The organism is Rhizobium album, from assembly GCF_003122325.1.
Taxonomy (GTDB): Bacteria; Pseudomonadota; Alphaproteobacteria; order Rhizobiales; family Rhizobiaceae; genus Metarhizobium; species Metarhizobium album.
Window position 1 is genome coordinate 16,296 of sequence record NZ_QFBC01000015.1, and the last position, 12,451, is coordinate 28,746.

Here is a 12,451-nt window from a genome sequence, read left to right on the forward strand (position 1 = left end):
CCCCTATGCCTATGTCATGGTGCGAACGCCCTCGGCGACCTTGCGCAAATTCCTGCTGATCGCACTGTTCCTGCCGTTCTTCATCGGCCAGGTGGTGCGCGCTTATGGCTGGCTGATCATTCTCGGCAACCAGGGTATGGTCAACGAAGCTTTCGGGCTGATCGGCATTGCGCCGATGCGGCTTCTCTACAATTATCCGGCCGTCCTCTTCGGCCTCGTGCAATATATGATGCCGTTTGCCGTATTGATGCTGGCGCCGGCGCTGACCGCCATTCCCGAAGAGATCGAAGCGGCCGCCGGCTCGCTCGGCGCCGATTGGGTGCGAACCTTCCGCCACGTCGTGCTGCCGATGGCCCGGCCCGGTTTCGTCGGTGCCGGCCTGGTGGTGCTGACGCTGTCGCTCACCGATTTCGCCATCCCCGCCATGCTTGGCGGCGGCAGCCAGGATTTTATCGCCAACGCCATCTACGACCAGTTCTTCCGAACCTCCGACCAGGGGTTGGGCGCGACGCTGGCGCTGCTGCTGGTCGCGGTCGGTTCGCTGCTGGTCGGCCTGGTCTTCACCCTGTTCGGTGCCGGCACCCTGGCGATGGGGAGGGTGAAGGCATGAGCGGCAATCGCGGCAAGACGATCGTTCTCTGGATTTTCGTGATTTTCGGGCTGGTGATGCTGTCTGCCCCGACGCTCGTGGTGCTCGGCGCCTCGTTTACGTCAGGCAACATCATCACCTTCCCGCCGGACGGCTTTTCGCTGAAATGGTACGCCAAGATCGCCGGCGCCAGTGATCTGCGCGGCGCCTTCCTGCGCTCGCTGGTCGTTGCATCCATTTGCACCGTCATCGCCGTGCCGGCCGGCACGCTTGCCGGCATCGCGCTGTCGAAATATGCGGTGCGCATGGAAAAGACCATCCAGGTCTACCTGCTGCTGCCGTTCACCATCCCGCTGATCGGCTCGGGCATTGGCTTGATGCTGGTGCTCGGCAATGCCGGCATGCTCGGCCAGCTCTGGCCGGTGGGGCTTGCCTGCTGCGTCATCAACCTGCCTTTCATGATCTGGGCGGTGACGGCAAGCGCCAGCGGGCTCGATCCCGACCTCGAACTCGCCGCCGCCAATCTCGGCGCGCCGCCGCTGCAGACCTTCCTGCATGTGACGCTGCCGGCCGTGACGCCCGGCATCATCACCGGCGCGTTGCTGATGTTCATCCTGGCGCTCAACGAATTCCTCGTCAGCCTGCTGCTCGTCGATGCCCGCATCGTCACGCTGCCGGTGCAGATCTACAATTCCATCCGCTCGATCATCACGCCGGATCTGGCGGCGATCTCGGTGGTCTTCATCGCTTGTGCGGCGGCCGCCATCTTCCTGCTCGACCGGCTGGTCGGGCTCGACATCTTCCTCAAATCGAAATGATCCCGTGCCGGGCATCCCGGACCCGGCCGGCAAAGGACCCATCCCATGTCAGACGTTTCCTTTCACGACTATGCGACCCTTTCCGCCGAAGGCAAGGCCGACCTGCTGAAGCGCTCGGAGACCGACCTTTCGGGCTTCCTCGACAAGGTGAAGCCGATCATCGAGGCGGTGAAGACGGAAGGCGATGCAGCACTTGTGCGTTTCGCCCGCGATTTCGACAAGGCGAACGTCACCATCGACAATCTCAAGGCGACCGAGCAGGAATTCGATGCTGCCTTTGATGCGGTGGAGAAGGATGTCGTCGAGGCGATCCAGTTCGGCATCGACAATATCCGCCACTTCCACGAGGAGCAGAAGCCGGAAGCCATGTGGATGAAGGAAATGCGGCCGGGCGCCTTTGCCGGCGACCGCTACACGCCGATCCAGTCGGTGGCGCTCTACATCCCGCGCGGCAAGGGCGCCTTTCCCTCGGTGACGATGATGACCGCCGTGCCGGCCGTCGTCGCCGGCGTGCCGGATCTCGCCATCGTCACCCCGCCGACCGCCGATGGCTCCGTCGATGCTGCGACGCTGGTGGCTGCCCGCCTTGCCGGCGTCGAGACGGTGTACAAATGCGGTGGCGCGCAGGCCGTCGCCGCTGTCGCCTACGGCACGGAAACGGTGAAGCCGGCGCTGAAGATCGTCGGTCCCGGTTCGCCCTGGGTGGTGGCCGCCAAGCGGCTGCTCTCCGGCGTCATCGATCCCGGTCTGCCCGCCGGCCCCTCCGAAGCGGTGATCTTCGCCGACGATACCGTGCATGGCGGCCTTGCCGCGCTCGACCTGCTGATCGAGGCCGAGCACGGGCCGGATTCCTCCGCCTACCTCATCACCCACAGCCGCCGCGTTGCCGATGAAGCCTTGAAGGCCCTGCCGGAACACTGGTCGCGCATGACCGAGCAGCGTGTCGCGTTCTCTCGTGCGGTGCTGACCGGCAAGTATGGCGGCATCATCCTCACCTCCAGCCTTCAGGAGAGCTACGACGTCGTCAACGCCTATGCGCCCGAACATCTGGAAATCCTCTCCACCGATCCTTTCGCGCATCTGAGCCACATCACCGAGGCGGCGGAAATCCTCATGGGGCCGCATACGCCTGTCTCCATCGGAAATTTCGGCCTCGGCCCGAATGCCGTGCTGCCGACCAGCCGCAATGCCCGCACCTGGGGCCCGCTGTCGGTGCACGATTTCGTCAAGCGTTCCTCGATCGGATACGTGACGAAATCCGCCTATCCGGATTTCGCCAGGCACGCCCGGACGCTTGCCCGCTACGAAGGGTTTTCGTCGCACGAATGGGCAGTCTCGGAAATCCGCGACGGCTATACGAACTGAGGGAAGGACGGGCGATGAAGGCGGTCCGGCTTTACGCGGCAGGCGATCTGAGGGTCGAGGATATCGAGGCGCCCGGCGCTCCGCGCGAAGGCATGGTGCGGCTCACGGTGACTGCGGCGGGCATCTGCGGTTCGGACCTGCACAATTTCCGCACCGGCCAGTGGATCTCCCGCTCTCCCTCCGTTGCCGGACATGAATTCGCCGGTGTGATCGATGCGGTCGGCGCAGGCGTGGCCGGCCTTTCGGCCGGCGACGCCGTGGTCGCCGACAGCCGCTACTGGTGCGGCACCTGTCCGGCCTGCCGCGATGGCCGCCGTAATGTCTGCGCCACGCTCGGTTTTGTCGGCGAGGTCTGCGACGGCGGGTTTGCCGAAGCGGTGGAACTGCCGGCAAGGCTGGTGGTGCGCTGTGACGCCGCCATGGACCCGACCGTGGCGGCTATGGGTGAACCGCTGTCCGTTGCCCTGCACGCCATCCGAAGGCTGCGGCCGGAAAAGGGGCGGCCGGTGCTCGTCGCCGGCTGCGGGCCGATCGGCGGCCTGGTCGCCGTCCTGCTTTCGAAGCTTCACGACGGACGCCTGCTGATCGCCGATCGCAACGGCGAACGCGCCGCCCGCGTCGCGGCCGTGACCGGCGGCGCCGTGGTCGGGCTGGACAAGCCGGCGCTTGAAGCCGCACTCGGTGACACGGCGCTGCTTTACGCCATCGAGGCGACGGGCAACATCAAGGTGGTCGAGGCTCTGGCCGATCTCATCACACCCGGCGGCGCGATTGCGCTGGTCGGCATCAGCCACGGCAAGCTCGATTTCGATCCGAACCTCCTGGTCGAACGCGAGATCGCATTGATCGGCTGCCATGCCTTCGGCGACGAACTGCCCGAGGTTCTTGAGATGCTGCCGGCCCTGACGCCGGCGCTGAAGGAACTGATCGACGAGGTCATCGATCTCGATGCCGTTCCGGCAGCCTATGCCCGCCTCTTGGCGGGGCAGGCGTCGGGCCTCAAAACCATCATCCGCATGTGAGGTTTCGCATGGGTCCGGCTGGCGAAGAACAAAACGCGATGGAAACACTGCCGGATACGGCCAGCCCGCTCTATGAGAAGGTCAAGGACTACGTCCTCGGCAATATCGGCAGCGGCCGGTGGCCGCGAAACCAGAAGCTGCCTTCGGAAAACGAGCTGGTGAGCGCGCTCGGCGTGTCGCGCATGACCGTGCACAGGGCGCTGCGCGAGCTGACGTCGCAGGGCCATTTGTTGCGGGTCCAGGGGGTCGGCACCTTCGTCGCGCCGCCGAAGCCGCAATCGACGCTGATCGAAGTCAACAACATCGCCAACGAGATCCGCGCCCGCGGCAACAGCCACCGTGCCAAGGTGCTGGTGCTGGAGACCTTTGCGCCGGAACCGCAGCTTGTCGCCGCCTTCGAGTTTCCGGCAGCGCAGCCGGTGTTCCATTCCCTGCTGGTGCATTTCGAAAACGAGGTGCCGGTGCAGCTCGAAGAGCGCTTCGTCAATCCTGGTCTGGTGCCGGGTTACCTCGACCAGAATTTCGAGGCGACCACCACCTACGATTACCTGCAGCAATCGACGCCGATGACCGAGGTGGAGCACATTATCTCCGCCATCCATGCCGACGAGGAAACCGCCCGGCATCTGGCGATAGAAACGGGGGAGGCGTGCCTGCTTCTCCACCGCCGCACCTGGTCGGGGGCCAAGGTCGCCACCGTCAACCGCATCATCTATGTCGGCAGCCGCTATTCGCTCGGCAGCCGTTACACGCCGAACGCCGCGGGAACGCATCCATGACCGAAAGCCGCACTGCCGAAATCCGCCGTTTTGCCCGCTCCGACGAGGAACGCGGTCACGCCCTTCTGGCCGATCTCCTGCGCGATCTCTTCGGGTTGACGGTCGAAAACGTCCGCTTCAACCACGATCAGTACAGCCTGAATTCGCTGAACGGCTTCTTCGACGCCGGCGGCAAGGCGTATTTCTTCAAGTTCCACCAGGAGGAAGGCGAGGAGGAGATGAGCGGCGAATATTACCGCGCCGATATCCTCGCCAAGGCCGGCCTGCCGGTGGACCAACCGGTGCATATGTCGGTGCAGCCGGGGGAACAGATCCTCATCTATCGTCGCCGCACCGATCCACGCTTCTCCGACGTGCTCCGCGCCCTCGATCTCGCTCCCGATCCGTCCGGCGAGGCACTGGCCTTCGATGCCGAGCGCGGCCTTTCGGTCCGCCTGCTCGACGTGATGCGCGAGACGCTGCATCCGGTGACGCCGGAAGCGGTGGCCGAGGAGCCGATTCACCGGCTGTTCTATGAACGCCTGATCGATCCGCGCTCGCAGGCTCTTCCGGGCGGGCGCTACGAATCCTTCTACATCGGCCAGACGTTCCGTTTCCCCGGCGTAACGCTGGAATGGGGCGATTTTTCCCGCCGCCGTTTCGTCGTCAACGGCCGCCGCTACAAGCGCTCGGTCGGCGAATTGTTCGAGGCTGCGGCTGTCCGGCTGAACCCCAGGCGGCTTGCCGATGCCGGCGGCGTCACCGCACATGGCGACGCACACAATGCCAATGTCTGGTATTCGCTGCAGGATGGCAGGCCTGAGCTTTCGTTCTTCGATCCTGCCTTCGCCGGTCGTGACGTGCCGAGCCTTCTGGCTGAAGTGAAATCGACCTTTCACAACATCCTCGCCCATCCGCTGTGGCTCTACGATCCCGGCGAGGCCAGCAAGCGTTATTCAGCCGTCGCGCGGCTGGAACCGGGCCTCCTGATCGTCGATACCGACTGGGATCTGACCTCCGTCCGCCGCGGCCTGCTGAAGGTCAAGGCGGAGATGCTGTGGCGGCCGTTCCTCGCGGAATTGAGATCGAAAGGCCTGTTGCCCGCCGACTGGCGCGAGGTCATCCGGCTGGCGCTTTTCCTGTGCCCGACCCTGGTGATGAACCTGCGCGCCGGGGCGACTTCGCATACGGAGATTTCGTCCGCCATCGGTTTTTCCGTCGCCGTCATGGTCGGTAGCGAGCCGGAGGAGGGCAAGGATCATGTGTCCGCCTTCCTCGATGCGATCGATCCGGGGAATGCCTGACAGGCGGTTTCCGGCACTGGCCAGGGGGTAAAAAACCGCCTTTGCTTGACATTGTGACAGGGTAAACTAAGGGTCGCGACGATGAAGCGCCCCTTTCTCCGGCGTCACGATCGAGGATCCACGCACGTGCGAATTCTTTCCGAAGCCCATTTCCCCGAATTGCCGAACTATTACCGCGGCAAGGTGCGCGAAAACTACGATCTGCCCGATGGCCGGCGGATCATCATCTCCACCGACCGGCTAAGCGCTTTCGATCGCATCCTCACCTCGATCCCGTACAAGGGCCAGGTGCTGACGCAGACGGCGCGCTTCTGGTTCGAGGCGACGAAGGAGATTTGCCCCAACCACGTGCTCGATTATCCGGACCCGAACGTCGTGATCGGCGAGCGGCTGGATATCCTGCCGGTGGAAGTCGTCGTGCGCGGTTATCTCGCCGGCACCACGGGCACCTCGGTCCTGACGCTCTACAAGAAGGGCGAGCGCCAGATGTATGGCGTCACCCTGCCGGACGGCATGCGCGACAACCAGAAGCTTCCCGAGGCGATCATCACGCCGACCAGCAAGGCTTTCGACGGCGGCCACGACGAGCCGCTGACACCGGCCGAGATCGTCGGCAAGGGCCTGCTGACGCAGGAGCAGTGGGACACGCTGTCCCGTTACGCACTGGCGCTGTTCGCCCGCGGCCAGCAGATGGCGGCGGAACGCGGCCTGATCCTCGTCGACACCAAATACGAGTTCGGCACCGACAGGCATGGTGTCATCAAGCTCGCCGACGAAATCCATACGCCGGACAGCAGCCGCTACTGGATTGCCGACAGCTACGAACAGGCTTTTGCCGCCGGCACACGCCCGGCGAGCTTCGACAAGGATTTCGTGCGGGCCTGGGTGGCCGAGCGTTGCGATCCCTACAAGGACGACATCCCGGAAATCCCGATCACCCTGATCGAGGAGACCTCGAAGGTCTATATTCGCGCCTACGAGGCGATTACCGGCCAGGCCTTCGTGCCCGACGATGGCGGCGAAACGCCGAAGGATCGCATCCGGCAGAACCTCCGGCCCTATTTTACGCAAGGCTGACGGTCGTCGCGGCGAATGCGGCGTCTTTTGCGCATTCGCCGTACGTTCGTCCTCAAGCAATTGATTTATAATAGCAACCGAACATGTCTTGCCGCCCCGGGAACGAAATGTCCCGGCAAATTCGAAAGGTAAACAAAGCGTTGCTTTGACAGGGCCGGGCGAGATGGGTATCACGAAAACGTGAGGTCTGGCCTGCGGGCGACAGGGAACGGGGACGAATGCGCAAACCGCGGCGGAAGGCTGAGGAGACCCGTGAGGATATCCTGTTGAAGGCGGAAGAACTGTTTCGCGCCGACGGTTTTTCGAAGGTTTCGATTGCCGATATCGCCGCAGCGCTTGGCATGTCCCCAGCCAATGTCTTCAAGCACTACCATAGCAAGACGGCGCTCGCCGTCGCCATCACCGAGCGCCATATCAGCCGCATGTCGGCCCGCCTGGAGAGCCTGGACGACACCGTGCAGGTCTCCGAACGGCTGCTGAAAGTGGCGCAGCGGCTGATGGAAAGCCACCTGGATGATCTGCGCTGCAGCCCCTACATCTTCGAAATGGTGCTGATGACGGCCGATACGGATTTTCCGAGCGGGCGTCTCTACAAGCAGTTGCTGGAAGAAAAATTCGAGGCGATCATCCGCGCCGGTATCGAGGCCGGCATCTATCATTGCCCGGATCCCGCACGAACGGCAAAGGCTGTCAGCGCCGCCCTCGCAAGCGTCCTGCATCCGGTTTTCCTCGTCCGCTCACGGCCGGGAGAACTGCCGGAGCGGTGCGAAGTCGTGGTCGAACTCATTAATGCTGCGCTGCAAAACCCTCTTGATAAGTGACGATTGCTGATATACGTCACTTCGGCCTGATCGACTCACCGGTCGCAAGGGCAGGTCTTCACGACGATCGAAGTGTTGCAAAGAGGGGCCGCTCGACGAAAAAAAGTGGCGACCTTGGCGTGCCGGGGAGAATTAACCTTTGTTAAAACTTCGTCAACAACGCAGATTGTCGTTTGGCCGATTGCAGGTTCGTTTTTTGAAACCGATGGATGTTATTGATATGATCCGACGCCTTGCCCTGATCGTTACAGCGCTTTCCATGGCCGGTTTTCTCGCCGCCTGCAGCGAGCAGCAAGGCGGCAAGGATGCTGGTGCCGCTGCCGGCGCCGCTCAGGTGCCCGATGTTCCCGTCAGTGTCGTGATCATGAAGAAGCAGCCGCTTCCCTTCACATCGATGCTTCCGGGGCGTGCGGTGGCGCTTCAGACCGCCGAGATTCGCCCGCAGGTCAGCGGCCTGATCACCTCGGTGGCCTTCAAGGAAGGCAGCACCGTCAAGAAGGGCGACCTGCTGTATCAGATCGAGGACCGCACCTATGCCGCCGCGCTTGCGCAGGCGCAGGCCAGCGTCGCCAAGGCCGAGGCCAGCGTGCCGACCGCCGAGATCAACGTCGCCCGCTACGAGCGACTGGTCAACAGCGGCGCGACGCAGATCGAATTCGAAAACGCCAAGCTGACGCTTCTCCAGGCAAAGGCGGACGTCGCCTCGGCCCAGGCGGCCTTGCGCGCCGCCGAAATCAACCTGGATTATACCAAGGTTCGCGCGCCGTTCGACGGCATAACCAGCGCCACGCAAATCAATGTCGGCAACGTCGTTACTGCCAACCAGGCGAACGCCATGATGACGCTGCGCCAGATCGATCCGATCTACATCCAGCTGACCGAATCGAGCACCAACCTGTTGCGGCTGCAGAAGATGCTGGCCTCCGGCGTGCTGCAGGGCGTCGAGCAGGACGCGGTGATCCGGCTGCTTCTGGAAGACGGCTCCGAATACGACAAGCCCGGCACGCTCGACATGTCGGAAATGGCCGTCAGCGAAACGACGGGCACCTATACCATCCGTGCGCTCTTCCCCAATCCGGACCAGCGTATCCTGCCTGGCATGTATGTCCGCGCCACGGTCGAGATCGGCCGCGAGGACGGTTACCTGATCCCGCAACGGGCAGCGACGCGCGATGCGCGTGGAAAACTCTCGGCGCTGTTCGTGTCGGCGGAAAATGTCGTCGAAAGCCGGACCTTCGAGGATGCCCGCAGCAGCAACAACGCCTGGCTGGTGACCGATGGCATCAAGGACGGCGACAAGCTGGTCGTCGATGGTTTCCAGAGCATCGGCCCCGGCCGCAAGGTCATTCCGACCGAAGTGACGATCGACAAGAACGGTCTCGTGGTTGAGCCTGAGCCTGCCGCAGCGACGCAGTAGACAGACGTGCCCGTTTCTCCTTTTCCGATTATCTAGGACGCCAGGACAATCGCATGGCTCATTATTTCATTCGACGCCCGATCTTTGCCTGGGTCATCGCGATCGTGATCATGCTGGGCGGCGCCCTGGCGATCGTCACGCTTTCGATATCGCAATATCCCGAAATCGCACCGACGACGGTGCGCATCACCGCTGCCTACAACGGCGCCAGCGCCGAAACCGTCGAAAAATCGGTGACGACGCTCATCGAAGACGGCATGACGGGCCTTGACGACCTGACCTACATGACCTCGTCGTCGACGACGGGCCGCGCCGAAGTCACACTGACGTTCGGCAATACGGCCGATCCAGACATCGCCCAGGTTCAGGTGCAGAACAAGCTGCAACTGGTGCAGTCGCAATTGCCTGACGTCGTGCAACAGGCGGGTATCACCGTCTCCCGCTCGACGTCCAGTATCCTGATGGTCGGCGCCCTGGTCTCGACCGACAGCAAGCGCGCCTCGGTGGATCTCGGCGACTTGGTGTCCACCCAGATCGAGGACCAGATCAAGCGTCTCGAAGGCGTCGGCAGCGTCAATATCTTCGGGTCCGGTTATGCGATGCGCATCTGGCTCGATCCGTTCAAGCTGCAGAAGTACCAGCTGACGCCGGCGGACGTCACCGCTGCCATCCAGGCGCAGAACACCCAGGTGTCCGTCGGTGCGCTCGGTGCCCAGCCGCTCCAGGAAGGCCAGCAGATCAACATCACGATCACCGCCCAGAGCCAGTTGAACACGGTGGGCGAGTTCGAATCGATCATCCTCAAGGTCGAGAAGGACGGCGCGACCGTGCGTCTCAGCGACGTCGCCCGCATCGAGATCGGTCAGGAAAGTTATGGCGGCGGCACCCGCGCCAACCGCCTGCCGGCCACCGGCTTTGCCGTGAACCTGGCGACGGGCGCCAACGCCCTCGATACGGCAGCCCGCGTCAAGGACGCCCTGGCTGCGATCGCGCCGAGCCTGCCGGACGGTGTCGAAATCCAGTATCCGTACGACACGACGCCGTTCGTCAAGCTGTCGATCGAAAAGGTGGTGCACACGCTGATCGAAGCGATCGTGCTCGTTTTCGTCGTGCTTTTGATCTTCCTGCAGAACCTCCGGGCAACCATCATTCCGATGATCGCCGTGCCGGTCGTCCTCTTGGGAACGTTCGGAATTCTGGCGGTCACCGGATATTCGATCAACACATTGACCATGTTCGCCATGGTTCTCGCCATCGGCCTGCTGGTCGACGATGCCATCGTCGTCGTCGAAAACGTCGAACGCATCATGAGCGACGAGGGATTGTCGCCCTTGGAGGCGACGGAAAAGTCGATGGGCGAAATTACCGGCGCCATCATCGGCATCGCGCTGGTGCTGACCGCCGTGTTCATCCCCATGGCGTTCTTCGGCGGCTCGACGGGCATCATCTACCGTCAGTTTTCCGTCACGATCGTTTCGGCCATGCTGCTTTCGGCCGTCGTCGCCATCGTGCTGACGCCGGCGCTCTGCGCCACGATGCTGAAACCGATCGACCACCACAAGAAGAAGCGTGGCCCCGGCGCCTGGTTCAACCGCGGCTTCGATGCGACGACGAACGGTTATGTCGGCACCATCGGCGTGCTGCTGCGCTGGCCGATCAGCGTCATGCTCACCTTCCTGATCGTCGTCGGCGGCTGCGCCTACCTGTTCACCAAGCTGCCGAGTTCGTTCCTGCCGCAGGAAGACCAGGGCGTGCTTCTGACGATCATCCAGACGCCGACGGGTTCGACGACCCAGCGCACCGAAGCGGTGCTCAAGAAGGTCGAGGATTATTTCCTGGAGAAGGAAAAGGACAATATCGACGCGGTGTTCGGTGTTCTCGGCTTCTCCTTCAGCGGCACCGGCCAGAACAACGCCATCGTCTTCACCAAGCTCAAGGATTTCGATCTTCGAAGCCATCCCGACCAGTCGGCGCAGGCGATCGTCGGTCGTGCCATGGGCTACTTCTTCACGCTGCGCGACGCGCAGGTCTTCCCGCTGGCACCGCCGGCCATTCCCGGCCTCGGCACGTCGAGCGGCTTCTCCACCTATCTGGTCGATGGCGGCAAGCGCGGCAACGATGCGCTGACGGCAGCGTCGAAGGCGCTGATCCAGCAGGGCAATGCCAGCGGCAAGATCGTCGCGCTGCGCTCCAACAGCCGTGACGCCGAAACGCAGATGAAGATCCTCCTGGATCAGGAAAAGCTCGGCGCCATGGGCGTGGAGCTTGCCAGCGTCAATGCCATGCTGTCGACGATCTTCGCCGGCCGCGACGTCAACGATTTCACGCTCAACAACGAGTTGAAGCCGGTCTATGTTCAGGGCGATGCGCCGTTCCGCATGCAGCCGGATGACCTGAACAACTGGTATGCCCGCAACAACCAGGGCGAAATGGTGCCGTTCTCGGCCTTCAGTTCGATCGAATGGGTGAATGGTCCGCCGTCGCTCGCCCGTTTCAACGGCACCAGCGCCATTTCGCTGGATGGCAGCGCGGCGCCCGGCGTCAGCTCGGGTGATGCCATGGACGAGGTCGAGCGCCTGACGGCGCAGATGGGCGGCGGATACACGGTGGCCTGGCAGGGCATCTCCTATCAGGAACGCTTGTCCGGCTCGCAGGCGCCGATGCTGTACGCGCTGTCGGTTCTGGTCGTATTCCTGTGCCTTGCCGCACTTTACGAAAGCTGGTCGATTCCGTTCTCGGTGATCATGGCCGTGCCGATCGGCGTGCTCGGTGCGCTTGCCGCCGCGCTGCTTTTCGGCCAGTCGAATGACGTCTACTTCAAGGTCGGGCTTCTGACGACCATTGGTCTCGCGGCGAAAAACGCCATCCTGATCGTGGAATTCGCCAAGGACCGGCAGGCGGCGGGCATGGGCATCATCGATGCGACGATGGAGGCGGCGAAGCTGCGCCTGCGGCCGATCGTGATGACCTCGCTGGCATTCATCCTCGGTGTCGTGCCGCTGGCAATCGCCAAGGGGGCCGGTTCGGCCGCGCAGAACGCCATCGGTATCGGCGTTCTCGGCGGCATGCTGTCTGCCACCGTGCTCGGGATCTTTTTCGTACCGTCATTTTTCGTTGTCGTTCGACGCGTATTCAGTCGTGCAAAAAGTTAATTTCTTCTGTACGGCCGAAAGCCGGATGGTAAGTTGACCTTGGGAATACCGGGTGATTCCGGAGCCCGCGAAGAGGGCGGCAGCCGAAAATCCATGACGGGTTTTAAACAGACGAACTATAAAGTGTG

10 protein-coding genes are annotated in these 12,451 nt (G+C 62.9%); all 10 read left to right on the forward strand.

Annotated elements, in window-relative coordinates; genetic code table 11:
• Positions 1-16 precede the first annotated feature (16 nt).
• A complete protein-coding gene (locus DEM27_RS35280) occupies positions 17-610 on the forward strand; it encodes an ABC transporter permease (protein WP_420028857.1) in 594 nt (197 codons plus the stop codon).
• Positions 607-1,407: an ABC transporter permease gene (locus DEM27_RS24935; RefSeq protein ID WP_109460960.1), complete on the forward strand. Its 801-nt coding sequence runs from the start codon at positions 607-609 to the stop codon at positions 1,405-1,407. Before DEM27_RS35280 ends, DEM27_RS24935 begins: the two co-directional genes overlap by 4 nt.
• 45 nt (positions 1,408-1,452) lie before the next feature.
• Entirely contained in the window at positions 1,453-2,772 is a 1,320-nt protein-coding gene (gene hisD / locus DEM27_RS24940; RefSeq protein ID WP_109460961.1) for a histidinol dehydrogenase, read from the forward strand.
• A gap of 14 nt (positions 2,773-2,786) precedes the next feature.
• A complete protein-coding gene (locus DEM27_RS24945; RefSeq protein ID WP_109460962.1) occupies positions 2,787-3,794 on the forward strand; it encodes a zinc-dependent alcohol dehydrogenase in 1,008 nt (335 codons plus the stop codon).
• Between the two features lie 38 nt (positions 3,795-3,832).
• Positions 3,833-4,573, forward strand: coding sequence for a histidine utilization repressor (gene hutC, locus DEM27_RS24950; protein ID WP_109461073.1), 741 nt, complete (start codon positions 3,833-3,835; stop codon positions 4,571-4,573).
• The gene (locus tag DEM27_RS24955) at positions 4,570-5,856 is read left to right on the forward strand and encodes a hypothetical protein (protein WP_109460963.1); all 1,287 of its coding nucleotides are present in this window, start codon (positions 4,570-4,572) and stop codon (positions 5,854-5,856) included. The genes hutC and DEM27_RS24955 overlap by 4 nt, the downstream gene beginning before the upstream one ends.
• Positions 5,857-5,982: 126 nt before the next feature.
• Complete coding sequence (locus DEM27_RS24960; RefSeq protein WP_109460964.1) at positions 5,983-6,933, forward strand: phosphoribosylaminoimidazolesuccinocarboxamide synthase; 951 nt, start codon at positions 5,983-5,985, stop codon at positions 6,931-6,933.
• A gap of 218 nt (positions 6,934-7,151) precedes the next feature.
• The gene (locus tag DEM27_RS24965; RefSeq protein WP_109460965.1) at positions 7,152-7,754 is read left to right on the forward strand and encodes a TetR family transcriptional regulator; all 603 of its coding nucleotides are present in this window, start codon (positions 7,152-7,154) and stop codon (positions 7,752-7,754) included.
• 220 nt (positions 7,755-7,974) lie between these two features.
• On the forward strand, positions 7,975-9,171 hold the full coding sequence (locus DEM27_RS24970) for an efflux RND transporter periplasmic adaptor subunit (protein ID WP_109461074.1): 1,197 nt from the start codon (positions 7,975-7,977) through the stop codon (positions 9,169-9,171).
• Between the two features lie 53 nt (positions 9,172-9,224).
• Positions 9,225-12,323 (forward strand): efflux RND transporter permease subunit, encoded by a 3,099-nt coding sequence (locus DEM27_RS24975; RefSeq protein ID WP_109460966.1) that lies wholly within the window; start codon positions 9,225-9,227, stop codon positions 12,321-12,323.
• Positions 12,324-12,451: the final 128 nt, after the last annotated feature.